This is a genomic window from Roseibaca calidilacus (assembly GCF_001517585.1).
Taxonomy (GTDB): domain Bacteria; phylum Pseudomonadota; class Alphaproteobacteria; order Rhodobacterales; family Rhodobacteraceae; genus Roseinatronobacter; species Roseinatronobacter calidilacus.
Window position 1 is genome coordinate 2,028,128 of record NZ_FBYC01000004.1, and the last position, 20,706, is coordinate 2,048,833.

Sequence of the window (20,706 nt, forward strand, 5' to 3'; positions counted from 1 at the left end):
GGCCAGAACCGTCACCCATAGCGCCGCAAAGATCGCCACCCGGCCAACATCCGGCCGCAGGTTAACGGAAGCACCTGAAACTGACTATTGAACGGGGGCTTCAAGCGGTCCGAAGGATGTAGACCAGTCCGCAAGGAAGCGAACCTGCTTCATCCGGTCAAGATAGGTGAGAAGGCCGGGGCCAAGGCGGATTGGAAACAATGGCTTGCCGCGCAAGAGGTCCACAACCCGATCGGGCGCGACTCCGTCCTCTAGCGCAGCAATCGGCACCAGCCCGCCAGAGCGCGCGATCTCGGCCTGCCCTTCGTCCGACAGCAAATAGGTGATGAAGCGCTGTCCCAGCTCTGTATTGTTCGCCCGGCGGGGAACAAAGGCGGTTCGGCTGAACGCCAAGGTGTAGTCGTCCAGCAGGTACAGCCCTATCCTTGGGTCCCGCGCTGCCACGTCAAGCGCATATGATCCGATGACATTATAGCCATAAACCAGGCGCCCTTCGCCCAAGGCCTTTAGAACAAGGCTGCTACAGCAGTATGTCTGGGACTGCGCGCGGCCGAGCGTTTCGACCAGCCGTGGCAACTGATAGCCCCGGCGCGCATCCTGCGTCGCAAAAAGATAGCCCACACCCGAGAGCGCGACATCATATGTGCCGACCCGCCGGTTGTAGAATGCGGGATCGTCACGAACCTGACTGGCCAGTTCGGACCGGGTGCGGGGTAGGCTGCGTCCTTCGAACGCGGCCCGGTTGTAGGCCATGACCACGGGTTCAAAGGTGAACCCCCACAGTTCATCGCGCCACACGGCCCAATCCGGCAGGGCATCGGCCCCGCGCGGGCGAAACGCCAGTGCGAGCCCGCGATTAACAAGATCGACCTGAAGGTCCATGGCTGACGAGATCACGACATCCATCCCCGCACCGCCATCGGCCAGAACCGCCGCGTGCAGTTCTGCGGTGTTGTATTCGATGTAATCCACCTGCACGCCGGGATTGGCCGCCTCGAACCCGGAAATAAGACCAGAGATCGCCGACGTGTCGGTGGCGCTATGGATGCTCAATGGCTGGGCCTCGGCCCTCATGTTTAGGCTTCCAGCCAGCGCGAGCGCGACAAGGCAAGCACGGATCATGTTGCGGCCCCCAAGATCGGTCCGGCGGGCAGCAAAAGCCGCGCCGAAAGCCCCCCCTCTGGGGACGCATCAAGTTCAAGCCGGCCGCAATGCGCGGACACAGCGGCCTCGACAATCGCCAGCCCTAGGCCGGACCCGCGACGCGGCCCAAGGCTGCAAAAACGCTGGCGGGCCCGGGCCCGGTCTGCCGCTGCAATGCCCGGACCGTTGTCTTCGACGCGCAGGTCCAGCGCCGTCTGCCCATTCAATTCGCCCTGCGAAAAGGCAATGCGGACCAATGGTGCCGCCCCGGCGTGGCGCAGCGCGTTGTCGATCAAATTGCGCATCGCTTCGCGTAGGCTGACCGGATCTCCGGCAACCATAAGGGTTTCGGCCCCCTTGGCCAGTTGCACTTCAAACTCCGGTTCCCCCATGTCATCCCGGCTCCGGCTGGCCTCTTCGATCATGCCTCGCGCAATGCCGACCATATCGACAATCTCGCGCGGGGCGGTGTCGGCGCGATGGATCACCATGGCGTGCGTCAGAAGCTGGTTGGTCAGCCGGATCGTGCGGCTGGCCTGCTCAGCGGCCTTCGCAACCCGAACGCGCTGGCCCGCTGGATCGACGGTTTCGGACGCCAATTCCAGTTGACCGTGCAGGGCTGACAATGACGTGCGGATCTGGTGCGATACATCTGCGATAAAGGTTTCGGCATTGTCCTTGCTGGCAACAAGACGCGACATGAACCCGTTGATCGCAGAAATAAGGCCCGCAATCTCGCGCGGGGGTAAGGCGCGCAGGGGGGCAAGGTTGGCGGGGTCGCGGCCCTGTATATCAGCCTCGATCCCGGCGAGCGGACGCATCGCCAGAAAAATGGCGAACTGCACAAAGACAAGACCGATCAGCGCCAGCACCGACAGCACGGCTATGCCCTTGATGAACAGGTCGCGCTGCATCGCATCGCGGGCACCGCGGGTCTGGCCGACTTGGACGGCAACCTCCTCAAGGCCGGCCATGCCCGTCAACACCTGCTGGCGGCGAACGAAGCGCACGGCTTCGCCAGTATGTGGTGCATCAAAGAATTGTCTTTCGGGCACGCGCGGGGTAGCGCGTGGCGTCTGGCCAGGTGGGGCAGGCAGGTTGGCGTCGCCGGTCAGCACAGTGCCATCGGCGGTTGATACCTGATAGAAAACGCGGTCATCCTCGACAAGCGCGAGGATTTCCAGCGCTGAATTTGGGATGTCGATCTGTATGCCGGACGGCGTGGCGGTGACACTGTCCAGAATGGCTATGGCGGCCCCGTCCAACAGCAGGTCGAAAGAGGTGTCGGCGGCATTGCGCGCGTAGCTCCACAGTCCGAACGCCAGCGCCGTCATAATGACCGAGAAGCCCGCAAGCATAGCCGCCATCAGGCGTCGACGCAGGGAATACGGTCTGTGGGGTGTCCTAGTCGCGAACATCTGCGATATACCCCAGACCGCGAATGGTGCGCAGGCGCAAGGGTGATCCCTCTAGCTTGCGCCGCAACCTGACGACGGCCTGCTCAACCGCGTTCAGCGTCGGCGTTTCCTCGAAGGTATAGATCCGGTCGGCAACCTCTTCTTTCGACAGGACACGACCGAGGCTGCTCAGGAATGCCTCAAGCAAATGCACATCGCGCGACCTGAGTTCAAGGTCCACGCCGTCCAGCGTCGCACGCTTGGCTGCGCGGTCATAGACCAGCCCGCCGACGACGAACTGGTTCGAGGCTTGGCCAGCGCGGCGGCGCACAAGCGCACGGGCACGCGCGGCCAGTTCGCGAAAGTCGATCGGTTTGATGATGTAATCGTCCGCGCCAAGATCCAGTCCTGAAATGCGGTCGTCAATTTCTGATCGTGCCGTCAAGATCAGCACCGGGGTGCGGTCGCCGCGGGCACGAAGGCGGCGCAGCACTTCGGTCCCCGGCAAACCGGGTAGGTTGATGTCAAGGATCAGCAAGTCGAAGTGGCTGTGTATAAGCAAGGCGTCCGCCTGCGCCCCATCTGTTTCGCGGTCAATGGCGTGGCCCTCGGCAAGGAACCGGTCCATCACCATTTCCGCCAATTCGTCATTGTCTTCGATCAGAAGCATACGCATCCGCCAATCATGCCATGCCACGCGAAAATATCCATAAGGAAACGGATGCCGCGCACCCCGGTCAGCGTCACGTCAGTTTCGCGTCAAGGCTAGGTCAGGCCGCCCGGATAAGGTTTGAGTCGGGAGGATGGTAAACGGTGGCCGCGCAGAATGCGCGAACCGCAATCCGTGGATGCCTCCTGCACGATACAAATGGGAGGAGACCCAATGAACATGACCCGTCTTTTTGCCGCGACCGTCGCCCTTGTCGGCGCGACCGGCTTCGCCGCCATGGCCGACATCACGCGGCCCGAATGCATTGCGCCCGCCAATCCCGGCGGCGGTTTTGACCTGACCTGCCGCGTGGTGCAGATCGGGCTTGCAGACCAGATGCCGGAACCCGTGCAGGTTACCTTCATGCCCGGCGGCATCGGCGCCGTGGCGATCAACCTGTTCAACACCACCCGCACCGATGACAGCAATGCCATCGTCGCTTTCTCGTCGGGATCGCTTCTGAACATCGCGACCGGCAAGTTCGGCGAATGGACCGAAAATGACGTCCGTTGGCTGGCCTCGGCAGGGACCGATTACGGCGCGGTCGTGGTGCGTGAGGACAGCCCCTTCGAGACGCTGGACGACGTGATGGCCGCTGCCAAGGAAGACCTGAGCGGGATCGTGTTCGGCGCGGGCGGTTCGGTCGGCTCGCAGGACTGGATGAAAGCTGCGATCCTGCTGAAATCCGAAGGGCTGGATCCGAAGGCCATGCGCTATGTCGCCTTCGACGGGGGCGGCGCTTCCATTGCGGCGCTGCTGGGCGGGTCGATCGACGTTTATACCGGCGATGTCGCCGAACAGGCGGCCCATATCGGCGCGGGCACGATGCGCGTTCTGGCGGTCATGGCACCCGAGCGTCTGGACGCGCCATATGACCAATTCCCGACCGCACGGGAGCTAGGCTACGACGCCGTATGGAGCATTGTGCGCGGCTTCTACATGGGCAAGGACGTGTCCGATGAGGATTACGACGCCTGGGTCGCGGCCTTCAACGCAGCCTATGAGACCGAGGGCTTTGCGCAGAACCAAGCCGACAAAGGCTTGCTGCCCTACAATCTTGCCGGGCCCGAGTTCGCCGCCGAAATGAAGGCCGGCGTCGAGGACATGCGCACCATCGCGCGCGAAGCGGGCCTGCTCGAGTAAGCACGACGACATGGTCATGACCGGGCGGCAGATTGCCGCCCGGTCAACGTCGCCACGCCCAAGGAGGTTATCATGGCTGACCGTATTTTTGCCGGGCTGCTGCTGTTGGTGGCACTCGGCTATTCCGTTATCGCGTTCACCGCGATCAAGGCTCCGTTCCAGTATGACCCGGTCGGCCCTGAGGGATGGCCGCAGATTCTGGGGATCGTGGCGATCCTCTGCACGGCCTTCATTATGTTGCGCCCCGACATTATGCACTTCGATGCAAACGCCAAGACCCTGCGCCGCATCGCGGTGCTGTTGGTTCTTCTGTTCGCCTATGCGGCGGCCTTCCAGCCCGTGGGGTTCATCCTTGCAACGTGGCTGTTCTGCACCACGCTGTCCATCATCTTGGGCGCGCGGCCTGTCCGGGCCGTGGGCTACGGCGCGGCGACCGGCATCATAGGCTATTTCGTCTGCACCGGCCTGCTTGATCTGAACCTGCCTGCGGGCATCCTGCAACCCTGGCTGTGAGGCTTTACCAATGGACACTATCATTTCTGGCCTTGGGCAGGGCTTTGGCGTGGCGCTTGATCCCTTCAACTTGTTTCTGGTGCTTATTGGCTGTTTTGCTGGCACGCTTGTCGGCGCCCTGCCCGGCATCGGGCCGATCAACGGCGTGGCGATCCTGCTGCCAATTGCCTACAGCCTGAACTTTCCGCCTGAATCCGCGCTGATCCTGCTTGCGGGCGTGTACTACGGTGCCGAGTTCGGCGGGCGGATCAGCTCTATTCTTCTGAATGTGCCGGGGGACGCCAGCGCGGTAATGACCACGCTGGACGGCCACCCCATGGCCAAGCGCGGCCAGGCTGGCAAGGCGCTGTCACTATCGGCATGGTCATCGTTCATCGGGGGCACCTTCGCCGTAATCATGATGACTTTCTTCGGGCCGCTGATGGCGTCCTATGCCGTGACCTTCTCGCCCTCGGATTACGTGGCGCTGATGGTCTTTGCCTTTGCCTGCCTCGCGTCGCTGGTGGGATCGAACCCGGTGAAGACGCTGCTGGGCGCGTTGATCGGGCTGATGCTGGCCTCGATCGGGATCGACGCCAATACCGGCGTGGTGCGGTTCACCTTCGGGGTGCCAGACCTGCTGGCGGGCATCGACTTTCTGGTGATCGTGATCGGTCTTTTCGGCATGGCCGAGCTGATTTCGCTGGTCGAGCAGCAGGTAACGGGGAAGCTGAAGGCGCTGAAGATCGACAAGAGTTTCGTGACATGGAAGGACATGATGAGTGTGCGCTGGACCATCGTGCGGTCCTCGATCATCGGGTTCTTGGTGGGCGTGCTGCCGGGCACCGGCGCGTCGGTTGCCTCTGCCGTGGCCTACGGCACCGAAAAGCGCATCAACGGCGCAAAGGGTACGTTCGGTGAGGGCGATATCCGGGGGCTGGCCGCCCCCGAAAGCGCCAACAATGCCAGTGCGGGCGGCGCCATGGTGCCGATGCTGACGCTTGGCATTCCGGGGTCGGGCACCACGGCCATCCTGCTGGGCGCGCTGCTGCTGTTCTCGGTCACGCCGGGTCCGATGATGTTCGAAACCCGCCCCGAGATCGCCTGGGGCCTGATCGCCAGCATGTATATCGGCAACATCGCGCTGCTGGTCATCAACCTGCCGCTGGTGGGGCTGTTCGCCCGCATGCTGACCGTTCCACAGCAATACCTGACGCCGATGATCGCGGTTCTGGCCTTTATCGGGGTCTACTCGGTGGTGTCGAACCCGCACGACCTATACATGATCACGGCCCTTGGCGTGTTTGGCTGGATCTTGCGCAAGCTCGACTTCGCGCTTGCTCCTGTGATCCTCGGCTTCGTGCTGGGCGGGCTGTTTGAGGACAACCTGCGCCGCGCGCTGTCCATTTCGGGCGGCGATTGGGGCATCTTGTTCCAGTCGGTCAACGCCGTCGTGCTCTATGGCCTAGCGTTCGTCATGGTACTTGCGCCGATCTTGCTAGGCCGTCGCAAGCGTGCCGTGTCCGACGATGAATAAGGTCGCAGCTTGAACTTGCGCGGCTCTGCAATCGCCCTCGGAATAGCCTTTCCCGCCGCGGCAGCGCTTGCCGCGGTTGGAATGCCCGCAGGCGCACTGTTGGGGGCCACCGCCGCGGTGGCTGCGGCGGCGCTGGCGGGGCTGGGCCCGGTGGTGCCCGGGTTTCTACGCAACCTTGCCTTTGTCATCATCGGGCTGTCGCTGGGCGCAGGGATAACCGGCGACATTCTGGACGACATCGCCCGCTGGCCCGTCAGCCTTGTTGGATTGGCACTGACGATCGTGCTGACCATGGTGATAACCGCTCGCTTGCTGGTGCGCGGTTTCGGTGTGTCCCCCGACACGGCGGCGCTGTCGGTGTCGCCGGGGGCCTTGTCCTATGCCGTTGTGCTGGCCGCACAAGGGCATGGGGACCTCAGATCGGTCGTCGTGCTGCAAAGCGTGCGGCTGCTGCTTGTGACGCTGTGCCTGCCGCCCATCATCGTGGCATTGGCCGGGGTCGCAGCGTCTGGCCCGATCGCGGAAGGCGGCGCCGTAGTGCTGGGTCCTCTGCCCACCATCGCATTTGTGCTGGCGGGGCTGGCAAGCGGATGGCTGGTCGACCGCGCTGGCAGCCCCGCTGCGTATCTGCTCGCAGGGCTGGTGGTAAGCGGGCTGGCGCATGCCCTCGGCTGGGTGAACGGGGTCCTGCCCAGCCCGGTGGTCTTCTCGGGCTTCGTCGTCACCGGGGCGGTGATCGGCTGTCGCTTCACCGGCATTGCCCGATCCGACCTTGTTCGCCTGGCGGCAGCGGGCCTAGTGGCAACGGGCCTGTCAGTGGCCCTGTCAGCGGCTGGAGCGCTCTGCGTGGCCAGTCTGACCGGTCTGTCATTCCCGGTGGTCTGGGTGGCTTTCGCGCCTGGCGGGGTCGAAGGCATGGCCGCGATTGGCCTCGCGCTTGGGTATGATCCCGCTTTCATCGCCACCCACCATATCTTCCGCATCGTCTTGGTGATCGCCCTGCTTCCCTTGGCCGTGCGCTTGGCCGGACGTTGACAAGCGCCGCTCTGGGGTGGTCATCGCGCCGGGTTTAGCAAGCAGAATAATCGCGCCAATTCCACCCCTGCGACGCGGATAATGCACCCCAAGGACCATGGACCAAGCCTAAGGCAGATCTTGGCAACCCATGACGGCAGCCCTTCGCACGGCTGGTGTTCGGGTATTCTTGCAGGACGACGGTGATTAGGGAAACTTGAACGAACGCAGGAACGTCGATGCAAAACTCATATAGAGAACTGATAAAACGACAATTCAACAAGGGCAGCGCGGCAGCGCTGCCCTTTGCCTTTAGTATTGGACGAGATCACATACCCCTATTGGAAATCAGTTGAGGTGATTCACGGCTCTGTTGCACAAATCGGTTGAATGCCGAGGTTGCCCTTTTCCCAGACGGACTCATCCCACGGGCTCTGTGACGGGTATTCCGAGCGCAGTGTAGCCGTTCAGCACGGCGATCCGGATTTGGAGTTCCGCGACCTGACGGTCGAAGTCCCGTGCCATGAGCCTCTGGCCCAGCAGTTTCATGCAATGCATCTTCGTCTCGACGCGGCTTCGGCGGTGGTATCCGCTCCATCGTCGCCAGAGGGCGCGGCGCAGATATTTTGATGCTCGCAGGGCCTCGTTCCGGGCTGCGGCACCGGCTGTGACGGGCTTCCATGGCTTGGCATTCTTGCGGGGCGGGATGACGGCATGTGCGCTGCGGTCGGCAATGGCGTCGTGGCATTTGCGGGTATCGTAGGCGCCGTCTGCGGTGACACTGCCGATCTCAATCTCCGGCGGATCTGGTCCAGCAGGTCGGGCAGCACGTTCGCGACGCGCTCGAACCGGTGGCGCTGCGCCGCTCACCATCTCCGATGTGGCTCCCGGTGATCTCGACGGCTCGGATCTCCAACGTTTCCTCGTCGATCCCGAGGTGGATCTTGCGCCACACACGCCGTTTGGGGCCGCCATGCTTGCGGGCGTGCCATTCGCCTTCGCCCTCGACCTTGATCCCGGTGCTGTCGATCAGAAGGTGCAACGGACCCTTGGAGCAACGATATGGAATGCTGAAGGCGAGGGTCTTCTGGCGGCGGCTCAACGTGCTGAAGTCGGGCACCGTCCAGTCGAGGCCGACAAGCCGCAACAGGCTTTCGACGAAGCCGGTCGTCTGCCGCAGGGCCATGCCGAACAGAACCTTCATCGTCAGACACGTCTGGATAGCGGTGTCACTGTAGGTCTGCTGGCGGCCACGCCTGCCTGACGGCGCGGCATCCCAGTTCATCTCGGGATCGAACCAGATCGTCAGCGAGCCGCGGCGCTTGAGCGCTTCGTTATAGGCTGGCCAGTTCCTGGTCTTGTAGGTCGGTGCTGTCGTGCTGCTCATGCAACCCAGCTACCACGCTGGATTCGCAAGATGAATCCCTCACAGGATTTGTGCAACAGAGCCGTCAAAAACAGAGAAATCGAAGTTTTGCACGAATAGAATCAACCCCAGAGGAAGGTAGGAGCCGATAAATACCATCAGTGCGGTTAGAAATCTGAACTGCACGGTAATTTCCTACTTTTTGCTTCACAGGGGGTGATTTATCTGCCCCTGCTGAACTACGAAAGACCCGACATGGTTGTGTGTCAAGAATTCAGTTAACCCTTGATCTCCACAAAAGAGGCAGAACGATGCGTTGTATCGCCCGCTGCGTCGAGCAGACCTTTTCGTAAGCGAACCGCCCGAGCAAATTTAGTTGCTACGCAGTCAAAATACCTCTTGACACCCTGCGCGCAGGCTTATGGTTTCGTCTGCGCACGGTTATGGTTTTTCTCGTGTGGAAACCACCAATAAATGTCCACCACCTGACGTCATCCGAAAATAAATTGTTGTTATTAAACAATAATATTTGCACTAATCACGCTGAGGCGGCTATTTTGACCACTGCACCCACATCAAATGACCATCGAAAGTTCACAAAAAATGCCGCCCGAAGGCGGCATTGCAGACTTCCCAGGTTCGACAGTTAATCGCGTAAGTGATTGATATTGTTCACACGGAAATTGTGTTTGTGTGACTACACTGCCGGTCAGGCGGGCTTTTTGAGGCCCATGGCCTCGAAGAGATCGAGCTGCTCCTGTGTGGTTTTGCTGGTTCCGTTGAATGTGCGATCGCCGATATGGGCAGTGTGCTTCTGGATGCGTGCGAGAAGGTTCAGAGCGGTGCTCGGGCTGGCGGTATGTCTTTGGGCCTTCAGGCGTATGCGCATGACACGGTAGAGGGTTAAGGCCATGAAGCAGATCAATGCATGGGCGCGGATGCGATCTGGCAGTCTGTGATGCACTGGTGCGATTTCGATATCGGATTTGAGGCCTCGAAATCCGCGTTCAATATCTGCGAGGGAACGATAGCGTTCGACCGCCTCAGTTGGTGTCAGGTCTGGGGCATTGGTGATCAGGGCGAGCTTGCCATCGAATAGCTGTGCATCGGCAATGGCATCTTCATCAATGCTCCAGGAGAACCGGTCTGCGGTCAGGTCGGGCTTCACAAAGCGCAACATTTCGGCCTCGGCGACAGCGCGGGTGAAGCGGCTGTAGGCGCCGCGGTCTGAAGCACGACGCCCCTGAGCGGTTTTCCCATCATCCTGTGCATCAAGTTTTGTGACCATTTTCTCGGCCATGGCTTCGAGCTCAGCGATGCGCGCACGGCGCTTGTCACTTTGCTCAGCTGCGCGCAGTGGATCATGAGCAACGATCAGACGATGATCGGCAAACTGCGCCTCGGCCAAACCCTCTTCATCGAAGTTCAGCTCTCGGAAAGTGCCGGTCAATTCGCCATACCGCCTGGCAGGCACGGCCAGGATGAATTCCAGCTTGCGCCCACCCTGATTGGCCATCTCCGTCAGGTGATGAATGTTATCAAAGCTCAGCAGGCCGCGATCTGCCACCAAGATAACGCGGTCAATGGGGAAGCGTTGCAGAACGGTCTTCAGCATGGCCTGCAGAGTCTTGGTTTCGGCGACATTGCCGGGGTGAACTGTGTGCATGAGTGGCAGGCCATCGGCGGTCTGCACAATGCCCAAGACAAACTGACGGGCGATACCACCCCGCTCCTTGTTCATCCCGAACGCCCGGATATCATCCTCGACCGCGCCTTCCCCATGGATGCGCACTGTGGTCAGGTCATAAAAAACAACGGCCAGATCACGATCGACCAAGGGGCGGATCTGGCGCGCCAAAGCCTCCTCGACACCTCCCGCATTATCCATGAGCGCATCCATCGCGCGCAACAATTGCTGGTGCGTCACGCTGTCGGGCATTGCCGGCATGGCCACTGTCTCCAGCCAGCGCAGGCAGCCCAATTTGCTGTCGGGTTCGCAAAGTCGATTAAAGACCATGGCGCGGACGAGGGCTTCCGCGTCAAACTCACGGCGGCTGGAACGCAGGGCGCGGTTGAGCGCCTTCTGGAACCCCAGTTCGCACCAGAGCTCATGAAGGGCAAAGACATTTCCATGTGCCCGGCCTGCCTCCTGAATGATCTCGGACGATGTATTCTCGCTGCGCCCAAGCGCACGGTTCAGCCCATTGATAAGCGGATCAAGCTTGTCGGGGCTCAATCTGTCGAGGCGTCCGAGATTGGCAATGTGAACCGCCCCGGGTTTACCGGAGGTTTTTTTGTTCAAAATTTACGCGACTTTTTCAAGGTTGTTCATGCTTGCATAGAATTGCTCCTCTACTTCTTGGGGCGGTTTGTGGCCAATTGCGCTGTGCAACCTTTCGGTATTGTACCAGCTCACCCATTGCAGGGTTTCCCACTCGACCTGGCTCATTGATTTCCACGGGCCAAGAAAGTTGATCACCTCAGTCTTGAACAGGCCAATTGTGCTTTCGGCGAGAGCATTGTCATAGCTGTCACCGACGCTTCCAACCGAGGTATCGATGCCCGCGTCCGCCAACCTTTCGGTATACCGGATGGATAAATATTGGCTGCCCCGATCCGAGTGGTGGATAAGGCCATCGCTTTCCGCAGGACATCTTTGGCAGACCGCCTGGTTCAATGCATCGAGGACGAAGCTTGTTGTCATAGAGGTGGACACTCGCCAACCTACGATTTTGCGGGCGAAGACATCGATGATAAAAGCAACATAGACCATGCCCCGCCAAGTCGATACGTAGGTAAAGTCGGACACCCAGAGCTGATTGGGGAATGCCGCTTTGAACTGCCGGTTGACCTTGTCATCTGGGCACGGCTGGGCGGGGTCAGGGATCGTCGTCTTCTTCTTGCCGCGGGTAACCCCATGTAATCCTGAGATTTGCATCAAGCGCTCGACTGTGCAGCGGGCGATGTCTTGCTTGTCGCGGCGAAGCTGATGCCAAACCTTGCGTGCCCCGTAACGCCCTCTGCTTTTCTTGTGGACCTGCTTTATCTTAACCAAATCGTGGGCATCCTGCTTGGCCCGGTTGCAGGCCAAGTCAGGATTGCGGGCAATCGCGGCACGCGCATAGAAGGTAGATGGGGCAATCTGCAGTACACGGCAGATCGGCTCGACCCCGAACACCTCTCGGTGATCTGCGATGAAAGCGGTCATTTGCGAAATGGGCGGTCGAGCTCCGCCTGGGCAAAATATGCCGACGCCTTCTTCAAAATCTCATTTGCTTGGCGCAGTTCGCGGTTCTCTCGTTCGAGTTCCTTGATGCGTGCCTTCTCTTCGCTGCTGGGACCAGAGCGCTCACCAGCATCCCGGGCCGCCTGCACGTGCCACGCTCGTAAAGTGTCTGGCGAACAGCCAAGCTTTGGCGCAATCACACAATATGCCGCGTTATCGCTGCTGTAATCAGGCCGCTGATCGCGGAAAAGCCGAACCGCACGTTCGCGGAATTCGGCGGTGTATCTCGGGGTTTGCTTCTTCTTGTCCATGGGGGCCATCTTCTGAGAGTTTTACCCTCCGGTAAACCCGGGGCGGTTCACTATTCCGGGGCGCAATACTTGGCGGATTACATCCTTCTTGCCCAGGAGGCGATGGGTGAGGTCGAGGTCAATAATGGTCGTCCGGTGATCGGCTATGATGGCCCCTTCATCCCCACAATCCTTCAACGCCCGGATGGGATTGAGGCCGATTTTGCGGCCCTCGAGAATTTCGGGGTTGGTGAGGGTGAGAAGTATTTCGGCGAGGATGACGCATAAACGGGGTGACCCCGTCGGCTGTCTTGAACACAAATGCCGATCTGATCACCATCATGGGTCCTGACTGAAGCACCGCCCCCACCGGGGCGGTGTTGTCATTTCCGGGGGGTGACAGCCGGGGCGTGGCCGAGGATGGCCCGTCCGTCGGTGGGATTTCGGATCGATACGCAAAAACGCCGCCCCGGTAGGGCGGCGTTTTGCGTTTTCGGTGTTTTCAAGGGGTTACCCGACAGAGGCAAAAACAGACCCTGAAAGGCACAGGTTTTTCGGCCAAAAAGGCTAAAAATTGCCTGTCTTTACACTCGGTCATCTTGAGAAGCATTTCACCCGCATTTGCTATGCCCGCAGGCGCGGCAGGTCATGCAACCTTCGATCATCACCATCTCGAACGCGCCGCAGGACGGGCAACCCGAGGGGCGCGCGCCGGTTTGCGCGGCCGGGTCCGATGCCAGCCCCAATCCTGCCCCTTCGATGAAACCGATGCGCACAAGGTGCTGTTCGATCACCCCGCCAATCGCGGCCAGAATGGACGGGATATACTGCCCCTGCACCCAAGCGCCGCCGCGCGGGTCGAACACGGCTTTCAGTTCCTCGACCACGAAAGACACGTCGCCCCCGCGCCGGAACACCGCCGAAATCATCCGCGTCAGCGCCACGGTCCAAGCATAATGTTCCATATTCTTCGAGTTGATGAAAATCTCGAACGGGCGTCGGTGCCCTGCGATCACAGTGTCATTGATGGTGACATAAATCGCATGTTCCGACCCCGGCCATTTCAGCTTGTAGGTATGGCCTTCCAGGGCCTCTGGTCGGTCGAACGGGTCGGACAGGTAAACGACATCGCCGCTGGTTTTGGGGGCGGGCTCGGCTTCTGACACCGACAGGACAGAGCCGGTCACGTCATTGGGCCGGTAGGTGGTGCAGCCCTTGCAGCCCATATCCCATGCCGCCAGATACACGTCCTTGAACGCATCGAAGGAAATATCCTCGGGGCAGTTTATGGTTTTCGAGATGCTGCTATCGACCCATTTCTGCGCCGCCGCCTGCATCTTGACATGGTCCATGGGTGCCAGCGTTTGCGCGGTCACGACATGCTCTGGCAAGGGCGCGTCGCCGTGCAACTGCCGCCACAGGGCGACGGCGTAATCCTCGACCACTTCTTCGGTGCGCGAGCCGTCCTTTTGCAGCACCTTTCGGGTGTAGCTGGTGGCGAAAATGGGTTCGATCCCGGAACTGACATTGCCAGCATACAGGCTGATCGTGCCCGTGGGTGCAATCGAGGTCAGCAGCGCGTTGCGGATGCCGTGTTCGGCCACCGCCGCGCGCACATCGGCATCCATGGCCTGCATGGTGCCCGATGCCAGATAGGCATCGCGGTCATAAAGCGGGAACGCCCCCTTTTCGCGCGCAAGCTCCACACTGGCCAGATAAGCCGCGCGGGCGACCGCGCGCATCCAGTCGTCGGTCGCCGCCACCGCCGCGTCAGAGCCATAGCGCAACCCCGTCAGGACCAGCGCATCGGCAAGGCCCGTCACGCCCAGCCCGATCCGGCGCTTGGCCTGCGCTTCCTGCGCTTGGGCCGGCAACGGGAAGCGGGACACATCCACAACATTGTCCATCATCCGCACCGCCACGCGCACCAGATCGTCCAGCGCGGCCATGTCGAGCGCGGCCGCGTCGGTGAACGGATCACGCACCAACCGGGCAAGGTTGATCGACCCCAGCAGGCATGCGCCATAGGGCGGCAGGGGCTGTTCGCCGCAAGGGTTGGTCGCGGCGATGGTTTCGCAATAGGCAAGGTTGTTGGCGGCATTGATCCGGTCGATGAAGATCACCCCCGGTTCGGCATAATCATATGTCGCGCGCATGATCTGGTTCCACAGATCCCGCGCCCGCACGGTGCGGTAAACGCGGCCATCGAAAACCAGATCCCACGATCCATCCGCTTTGACCGCATCCATGAACGGGTCGGTCACAAGCACCGACAGGTTGAACATGCGTAAGCGTGCCGCGTCCTGCTTTGCGGTTATGAAATCCTCAATATCCGGGTGGTCGCAGCGCATGGTTGCCATCATCGCGCCCCGGCGGCTGCCCGCCGACATGATGGTGCGGCACATCGCATCCCATACATCCATGAACGACAGCGGCCCAGAGGCATCTGCCGCCACCCCATGCACCGCCGCGCCCTTGGGCCGAATGGTGCTGAAATCATACCCGATCCCGCCACCCTGCTGCATGGTCAAAGCGGCCTCTTTCAACATGTCGAAAATGCCGCCCATGCTGTCAGGGATGGTGCCCATCACGAAACAGTTGAACAAGGTCACACTGCGCCCGGTGCCCGCGCCTGCGGTAATACGGCCTGCGGGCAGGAATTTGAAATCCTCCAGCGCTGAATAGAAGCGATCTTCCCACGCGGCGGGGTCAGCTTCAGCCTGCGCCAGCGCGCGGGCAATCCGGCGCCAGCTCTCCTCGACCGTGTGGTCCTTTACCGACCCATCAGCCGATTTCAGGCGATATTTCATATCCCATATCTGTTCTGCAATGGGAGCAGAGAATCGGCTCATAGTGGCATCCTTTGGGGTTGGCACGGGGGAAGTGACAAAATAGGCCTTGCAAAGGCGTCGGTCAACGCTGTCATAGCGCTGTTACCGCCACGACCGTACAGGACCAGTATGAGCGCGCTTTCAAGAGGATGGGCCGGCGTTGTCGCGGCATTAGGGGTGACAGCCATCTTGGGCTATGGCGCGATATTCTACGCGTTTCCCATTCTTGTGCCCTTCGTCGCGGCAGATTTCGGCGTGACCCCGGCAACCTTGTTCGGCATCTTTTCCGCAGGCTTGTTTCTGGGCGGGGTGCTGTCCAGCCGGTTCGGCGGATGGCTGGACCGCTTTGGCGCGCCCCGCGTTATGACCTTGGCCAGCGCATGTGTAGCAGCGCTGTTCATTGGCATGGCGGTTGCACCGAATATCTGGGTTTACGGCGCGCTTGTCATCACGCTCGAAGCTATCAGCTTTTTGGTGCTTTATGATGCGGCCTTCGCGGCGCTGGCGTTGCGCGTGCCACGCGGCACGCGGCAGGCCATCACGCGGCTGACATTGATCGGCGGCTTTGCCTCGACCCTGTTTTGGCCGCTGACCGGCTGGATGGTGGACAGCATCGGCTGGCGCGGCTGCTATATGGTCTTTGCGGCCCTACACTTGCTGGTCGCCCTGCCCCTGCACGGCTGGATCGCCACTTTGGGCAGCAAAGCCGCCCTAGCCCCACACCCCGAAACGCCCCCTGCGCCCGAATGGCCCCCAGTGCCGCCTGCCCAAACGACCCGCGCCTTCTGGTTTCTGGGCGTCAGTTTCGCGCTGACCGGCATAACCATCGCAGCCTTTGGCGTGCATCTGGTGCCGGTGCTGCTGGAACGCGGCTTGGGGCAAAACGCTTATCTGGTGGGCATGGCAATGGGACCGACACAGGTTCTGGTGCGGGTGGTCGATGCCACGCTCTGGCGCGGGTTCCACCCGCTCAGCGTGGCAATGATTTCTGGTAGCGCGGTGGTGCTGGCGGTGCTGGCACTGCTGTTGCCCGGCGATCTTGGGCTGGCGCTGGCCTTTGCCGTGCTGTTTGGCGCAGGGCAAGGGCTGGCCAGCATCGTGCGCGGCGCGGTGCCGCTGGCGTTGTTCGGACCTGTCGGGCTGGGCAGGCGGTTGGGCCAATTGGCAGGGCTGCGCAATGTCAGCGCCGCCGCAGCGCCAGTGCTGTTCGCGGTGGCGCAACAGACAATCGGGCTGCCCGCCACCCTGTGGCTGACACTGGCGATTGCCCTTGCCGGGCTGGCACTGCTGGTGCCGCTGCGCAAACTGGCGCCAGCGCGCTGATCGGACTTGCCCCCAATGACCGACAGGTTAATTAGACCCCATGGCACAGTTGCACCTTGTGAAGATTTGCGTCGGCGCGGAAACGGTCGATGACCTGTTGGACTGGCAGCGCAACCCGCGCGCCAAAGGGCCAGATGGATTGCCGCGCCACGTGACCCGTATGTGGCCCAAACGCGCCGAGGAATTGCTGGCGGGCGGGTCGCTCTATTGGGTGTTCAAAGGGTCCATTCTGGCGCGGCAGTGCATTTTGCGTCTGGACGAAGCGATGGGGGCAGACGGGATTGCCCGCTGCGCTATCGTGCTTGACCCCCATGTCGTGCGCACCCATGCCGCGACGCGCCGACCGTTCCAAGGCTGGCGCTACCTGAAAGCCGAAGACGCACCCCCAGACCTGCCCAAAGCCCGCGCGGGCGATGACAGCTTGCCGCCAGACCTTGATGCGATGCTGGCCGAAATCGGGCTGCGCTAGCCGATCTGCGACAAGGTCGGGAATGTTTCCAGCAGCCACCAGCTGAACCGGGTGAAGGCTCCTGTAACCATGGCCAGCCCGACCAGCAGCAACAGCCCGCCCATGACTTTTTCGATCAGCCCCATATGGCGCTTGATCCGGTTCATAAGGGTCATGGAGCGTTGCACGAAAACCGCGGCCAGCAGAAAGGGCAGTCCCAGCCCCAGCGCATAGATGCCCAGCATCAACGTGCCGCGTGCCGAATCGGCTTCGGTTGCGGCCATGGACAGGATCGCGCCCAGAACCGGGCCAATGCACGGCGTCCAACCAAAGGCAAAAGCCAGCCCCAGCACATAGGCCCCAAAGGCCGAGCCGCCCTTGTCGCCCGCGTCGATCCGCGCCTCGCGCATCAGGAACGGAATGCGGAACACGCCCAGGAAGTGCAGGCCGAACACAATGACCACCGCCCCCGCGATTTGGCCGAACAATTCGGCATTGCGCAAGAACAGGTTGCCCATGGTAGAGGCCGTGAACCCAAGGATCAGGAACACAGTCGACAGCCCCATCACGAAGAACAGCGCCGGCACGATGGTGCGCCGCCGCTGCGTGCCCGATGTCATTTCCTGCATCGACACACCGCCCATATAGGCCAAGTAGGGCGGCACGATGGGCAAGACGCAGGGCGACAAGAAAGACAGGATACCGCCCGCGAAGGCGATCATCAGCGCGGGTAAAAGCGCCGCATCAAATAGGTCTATGCCGAACATGAAGGGCCTTTGGTGTCAAACATCCGCAAGGGTAATCCAAGGACTGGCAAAGATCACGCGCCCGCGCCGTCACTTTCCCGTGGTCAGGATAAGCGACGGCGCAGGGCAGTTAGTCAGCGGGACCACCAGCCACGGCGGCGCGGCTTCTCTGCGACCGGGGCGGTTTCTGCGGCCGGGGTGGCTGCGTCCTCATCCCCTGCGGGGTCTGACGCGGGTTCAGCTACATCGGTCACGGGCACCTCGGTTTCTGCGGCCTCAGTCGTGACCTCTGCCGCCGTTGGCACCGACAGTTCCTCGGGTGCCGCAGACGCTGTCTCCACAAAGGCAGGCTCTGCCGCCGGTTCTGCCGCAGGGGCGTCCGTGACCGTGGCTGACGGGGCCGCTTCGGGCACAGCGCTGTCGGCCACTGCATCCTCTGACACAGGCGCTTCCACCTCTGCCGCCGGTTTACGGCGACTGCGGCTACGGCGCGCAGGCTTCTTTGGCGCAGCAGCCTCGGTCGCTTCATCCGACGGAAGCTCTGCGCTCTCGCCCTCGGTCACGGGCTCCGCCACGGGCTTCTTTGCACGCGAGGCACGCTTGCGCTTGGGCTTTTCGGCCGGGGGCGCTTCGGGCGCGGGAGCCTCAACGGCTTCCGGCGTGATGTCATCTGCCTCTGGCGCAACCTCGGAATCCGTAAGGGATTCCGGACCGGATTCCGATTCGGAATCCGGCGTTGCGTCCTCGGCTCCAGTTTCGCCATCCTTGCCACCGCGCCGACGCCGCCGACGCCGGCGCTTCTTGCGCGGCTGCTCTTCGGTGTCAGCGTTGGTCTCTTCCGCCACCACATCGGTATCTTCGGGCTCTTCTTCCAGCTCGGGCATGAGCTTGCTGTCCATGGACACGACCGCCGCCTGCGGGGTGGGCACACGGGTGGCGGTCTTGAATTTCTCGATCACGAAATCAGGGCTGACCAGCGCCGGGTCCGCTTCCAGACGTACCGCCATCCCGAACCGCGCCTCGATCTGCGCAAGGTGTTCGCGCTTGTAGTTGAACAGGAAGTTCACCACAGCTGCGGGCGCACGCACCAACACTTCGCGGGATTTGCCGCGCGTGCCCTCTTCTTCAATCTGACGCAGCACGGTTAGCGCCATGCTGTCATCGGACCGGATCAGCCCAGTGCCATGGCAATGCGCGCAAGGCTGTGTGGTCGCTTCCAACATGCCGGGGCGCAGGCGCTGGCGGCTCATTTCCAGCAAACCGAAGCCAGAGATGCGCCCGACCTGAATCCGCGCGCGGTCGGTTTTCAGCTTGTCTTTCAGCATCTTCTCGACAGCGGCGTTGTTCTTGCGCTCTTCCATGTCGATGAAGTCGATGACAATCAACCCGGCCAAGTCGCGCAGGCGCAATTGCCGCGCGATTTCTGCCGCCGCTTCCAGGTTGGTCTTGACCGCCGTATCCTCAATCGACCCTTCGCGCGTCGCCCGCCCAGAGTTGATGTCGATGGCAACCAGCGCCTCGGTGATCCCGATCACAATATAGCCGCCTGACGGCAGCTGCACCGTCGGGTTGAACATGGCGGTCAGCGTCGTTTCAACTTGGTAGCGCGCGAAAAGCGGCAGGCCCTCGTCATACAGTTTCACGTTCTTGGCGTGGGACGGCATGATCATTTTCATGAAGTCCTTGGCCACGCGATAGCCGGCCTCGCCTTCGACCAGAACCTCGTCGATATCCTTGTTGTACAAGTCACGGATCGACCGCTTGATCAGGTTGCCTTCCTCGTAGATCGGGGTCGGCGCGATGGATTTCAGCGTGAGGTCGCGGATCTGTTCCCAAAGACGCAGCAGGTATTCATAGTCGCGCTTGATCTCTGCCCGGGTGCGGTTCGCGCCCGCAGTGCGGATGATCAGCCCCGCACCTTCGGGCACGGTGATTTCGGCCGCGATGGCCTTCAGTTTCTGACGGTCTGCGGCATTGGTAATTTTGCGGCTGATCCCGCCGCCGCGCGCCGTGTTGGGCATCAACACGCAGTAGCGGCCCGCCAGCGACAGGTAGGTGGTCAGCGCAGCGCCTTTGTTGCCGCGCTCTTCCTTGACGACCTGCACCAGCATGATCTGGCGCACCTTGATGACTTCCTGAATCTTGTAGCGGCGCATCCGCGGCTTGCGGCGCGGGCGCGCTTCTTCGATCGGGTCACCATCCGAGATAGACTCGATCCGGTCGTCAAGATCGCTGGCATGCTCTGCTGCGACATAGGCCTCTTCGTCCGACGCATGTTCTGCGTCGGCGCCATCGGCATCATCCAAAGGCTCGGTGGTTGCAGGGGCCTCTGCGGCATCGGCTGGCATGTCGGCGTCGCCGGGCTGTGCCGCGCGCTCTGCGGCCTGCGGCTGCGCGCCTTCTGCATCCGCGTCGCCCTCGGCTGGGGCCGCGCTCTCATGGCTACGTTCGTCGCCATCGCCCAAGGGCTCGACAATATCCATGCCGGCGATGTCGCCGGTCTGCACCTGATCGTCCGCCTCGACCGCTTCGGCCTTGGCCGATTTGCGGCGATTGCTGGAGCGGCGCGGCTTGCGGGCCGGTTTTTCGGCCTTGGGCGCGTCATCCTCATCTGCATCGGCGGCCAGCGCCCGTTCCTCTTCCAGAAGCGCTGCGCGATCGGCAGCGGGGATCTGGTAATAGTCGGGGTGGATTTCGTTGAAGGCCAAAAAGCCATGGCGGTTGCCGCCATAATCAACAAACGCCGCCTGAAGCGATGGTTCGACCCGAGTAACCTTGGCTAGGTAGATATTGCCGGCAAGCTGACGGCGGCTGGCGGTTTCAAAATCGAATTCCTCGACCTTGTTGCCGTCCACCACGACGACGCGGGTTTCTTCCGCATGCGTGGCATCGATAAGCATTTTCTGTGGCATTGTGTTCCGTTGCATCCAGGACCAAGCGGGCCATGCAGCACGGGCAAAGAGCCGGGCGGCGCGTCAGGCGTGGCGGGATGGCTTGTCAGAGCGCCAAACGGACCCGGATTGGCGCAGCGCTCTATCAAC

General features: G+C 61.6%; 15 protein-coding genes, 1 pseudogene and 1 other annotated feature. Of the genes and pseudogenes, 7 read left to right on the forward strand and 9 right to left on the reverse strand.

From position 1 onward, the window contains the following. Window positions 1-84: 84 nt before the first annotated feature. The 3 genes from AWT76_RS13530 to AWT76_RS13540 are packed head-to-tail and all read right to left on the reverse strand — an operon-like array spanning window position 85 to window position 3,216. Window positions 85-1,122: an ABC transporter substrate-binding protein gene (locus AWT76_RS13530; RefSeq protein WP_072246814.1), complete on the reverse strand. Its 1,038-nt coding sequence runs from the start codon at window positions 1,120-1,122 to the stop codon at window positions 85-87. Further along, window positions 1,119-2,510 carry a sensor histidine kinase gene (locus tag AWT76_RS13535; protein ID WP_176699403.1) on the reverse strand — a complete coding sequence of 464 codons (1,392 nt, stop codon included), beginning with the start codon at window positions 2,508-2,510 and terminating at the stop codon, window positions 1,119-1,121. Before AWT76_RS13535 ends, AWT76_RS13530 begins: the two co-directional genes overlap by 4 nt. Before the next feature lie 37 nt (window positions 2,511-2,547). After that, window positions 2,548-3,216 (reverse strand): response regulator transcription factor, encoded by a 669-nt coding sequence (locus tag AWT76_RS13540; RefSeq protein WP_072246816.1) that lies wholly within the window; start codon window positions 3,214-3,216, stop codon window positions 2,548-2,550. Between the two features lie 213 nt (window positions 3,217-3,429). On the opposite strand from AWT76_RS13540, the gene AWT76_RS13545 reads away from it, so the two are divergent. From AWT76_RS13545 to AWT76_RS13560, 4 genes are all read left to right on the forward strand, one after another. Then, a complete protein-coding gene (locus tag AWT76_RS13545) occupies window positions 3,430-4,392 on the forward strand; it encodes a Bug family tripartite tricarboxylate transporter substrate binding protein (RefSeq protein WP_072247719.1) in 963 nt (320 codons plus the stop codon). 72 nt (window positions 4,393-4,464) lie between these two features. Then, window positions 4,465-4,905 carry a tripartite tricarboxylate transporter TctB family protein gene (locus AWT76_RS13550; protein ID WP_072246817.1) on the forward strand — a complete coding sequence of 147 codons (441 nt, stop codon included), beginning with the start codon at window positions 4,465-4,467 and terminating at the stop codon, window positions 4,903-4,905. A gap of 10 nt (window positions 4,906-4,915) precedes the next feature. Beyond that, window positions 4,916-6,421 (forward strand): tripartite tricarboxylate transporter permease, encoded by a 1,506-nt coding sequence (locus tag AWT76_RS13555; RefSeq protein ID WP_072246818.1) that lies wholly within the window; start codon window positions 4,916-4,918, stop codon window positions 6,419-6,421. A gap of 81 nt (window positions 6,422-6,502) precedes the next feature. Next, window positions 6,503-7,456, forward strand: coding sequence for an AbrB family transcriptional regulator (locus AWT76_RS13560; protein ID WP_072246819.1), 954 nt, complete (start codon window positions 6,503-6,505; stop codon window positions 7,454-7,456). Between the two features lie 399 nt (window positions 7,457-7,855). Here the strand turns inward: AWT76_RS13560 and AWT76_RS13565 are convergent. The 3 genes and pseudogenes from AWT76_RS13565 to AWT76_RS13575 form a co-directional block, all read right to left on the reverse strand. Further along, a pseudogene (locus AWT76_RS13565) lies at window positions 7,856-8,822 on the reverse strand (IS5 family transposase). Window positions 8,823-9,510: 688 nt separating this feature from the next. Further along, a complete protein-coding gene (locus AWT76_RS13570; RefSeq protein ID WP_407071412.1) occupies window positions 9,511-11,103 on the reverse strand; it encodes an IS1634 family transposase in 1,593 nt (530 codons plus the stop codon). Window positions 11,104-11,106: 3 nt separating this feature from the next. Then, window positions 11,107-12,338, reverse strand: a protein-coding gene (locus tag AWT76_RS13575; RefSeq protein WP_141655899.1) for an IS3 family transposase whose coding sequence is annotated in 2 segments (ribosomal slippage) — window positions 11,107-12,044 and window positions 12,044-12,338 — 1,233 coding nt in all. Because the reading frame shifts where the segments join, the coding sequence is not laid out codon by codon here. Beyond that, window positions 11,935-12,051: a sequence feature (AL1L pseudoknot), on the reverse strand. It overlaps the preceding gene by 117 nt. 69 nt (window positions 12,339-12,407) lie before the next feature. Here AWT76_RS13575 and AWT76_RS13585 point away from each other — a divergent pair. Further along, complete coding sequence (locus AWT76_RS13585) at window positions 12,408-12,605, forward strand: hypothetical protein (RefSeq protein ID WP_072246821.1); 198 nt, start codon at window positions 12,408-12,410, stop codon at window positions 12,603-12,605. Window positions 12,606-12,928: 323 nt separating this feature from the next. Here AWT76_RS13585 and AWT76_RS13590 read toward each other — a convergent pair whose 3' ends face one another. Beyond that, on the reverse strand, window positions 12,929-15,169 hold the full coding sequence (locus tag AWT76_RS13590) for an adenosylcobalamin-dependent ribonucleoside-diphosphate reductase (protein ID WP_072246822.1): 2,241 nt from the start codon (window positions 15,167-15,169) through the stop codon (window positions 12,929-12,931). 108 nt (window positions 15,170-15,277) lie between these two features. On the opposite strand from AWT76_RS13590, the gene AWT76_RS13595 reads away from it, so the two are divergent. Together AWT76_RS13595 and AWT76_RS13600 are read left to right on the forward strand one after the other, a co-directional pair. Continuing rightward, window positions 15,278-16,471 carry an MFS transporter gene (locus AWT76_RS13595; protein ID WP_072246823.1) on the forward strand — a complete coding sequence of 398 codons (1,194 nt, stop codon included), beginning with the start codon at window positions 15,278-15,280 and terminating at the stop codon, window positions 16,469-16,471. Between the two features lie 40 nt (window positions 16,472-16,511). Beyond that, window positions 16,512-16,940 carry a DUF1489 family protein gene (locus AWT76_RS13600; protein WP_072246824.1) on the forward strand — a complete coding sequence of 143 codons (429 nt, stop codon included), beginning with the start codon at window positions 16,512-16,514 and terminating at the stop codon, window positions 16,938-16,940. On the opposite strand, the gene AWT76_RS13605 is transcribed toward AWT76_RS13600, so the two are convergent. After that, the gene (locus tag AWT76_RS13605; protein WP_072246825.1) at window positions 16,937-17,686 is read right to left on the reverse strand and encodes a cytochrome c biogenesis CcdA family protein; all 750 of its coding nucleotides are present in this window, start codon (window positions 17,684-17,686) and stop codon (window positions 16,937-16,939) included. The two genes, AWT76_RS13600 and AWT76_RS13605, sit on opposite strands and share 4 nt — an antisense overlap. Before the next feature lie 113 nt (window positions 17,687-17,799). Further along, complete coding sequence (locus AWT76_RS13610) at window positions 17,800-20,577, reverse strand: ribonuclease E/G (protein WP_072246826.1); 2,778 nt, start codon at window positions 20,575-20,577, stop codon at window positions 17,800-17,802. Between the last annotated feature and the right edge of the window lie 129 nt (window positions 20,578-20,706).

Bases quoted from the DNA above. Each gene is read 5' to 3' on its own strand.
- AWT76_RS13610 (WP_072246826.1), bottom strand. From the start codon at position 20,577: ATGCCACAGAAAATGCTTATCGATGCCACGCATGCGGAAGAAACCCGC.
- AWT76_RS13550 (WP_072246817.1), top strand. From the start codon at position 4,465: ATGGCTGACCGTATTTTTGCCGGGCTGCTGCTGTTGGTGGCACTCGGC.
- AWT76_RS13560 (WP_072246819.1), top strand. From the start codon at position 6,503: ATGCCCGCAGGCGCACTGTTGGGGGCCACCGCCGCGGTGGCTGCGGCG.
- AWT76_RS13600 (WP_072246824.1), top strand. From the start codon at position 16,512: ATGGCACAGTTGCACCTTGTGAAGATTTGCGTCGGCGCGGAAACGGTC.
- AWT76_RS13540 (WP_072246816.1), bottom strand. From the start codon at position 3,216: ATGCGTATGCTTCTGATCGAAGACAATGACGAATTGGCGGAAATGGTG.
- AWT76_RS13535 (WP_176699403.1), bottom strand. From the start codon at position 2,510: ATGGCGGCTATGCTTGCGGGCTTCTCGGTCATTATGACGGCGCTGGCG.
- AWT76_RS13555 (WP_072246818.1), top strand. From the start codon at position 4,916: ATGGACACTATCATTTCTGGCCTTGGGCAGGGCTTTGGCGTGGCGCTT.
- AWT76_RS13605 (WP_072246825.1), bottom strand. From the start codon at position 17,686: ATGTTCGGCATAGACCTATTTGATGCGGCGCTTTTACCCGCGCTGATG.
- AWT76_RS13590 (WP_072246822.1), bottom strand. From the start codon at position 15,169: ATGAGCCGATTCTCTGCTCCCATTGCAGAACAGATATGGGATATGAAA.
- AWT76_RS13530 (WP_072246814.1), bottom strand. From the start codon at position 1,122: ATGATCCGTGCTTGCCTTGTCGCGCTCGCGCTGGCTGGAAGCCTAAAC.
- AWT76_RS13595 (WP_072246823.1), top strand. From the start codon at position 15,278: ATGAGCGCGCTTTCAAGAGGATGGGCCGGCGTTGTCGCGGCATTAGGG.
- AWT76_RS13545 (WP_072247719.1), top strand. From the start codon at position 3,430: ATGACCCGTCTTTTTGCCGCGACCGTCGCCCTTGTCGGCGCGACCGGC.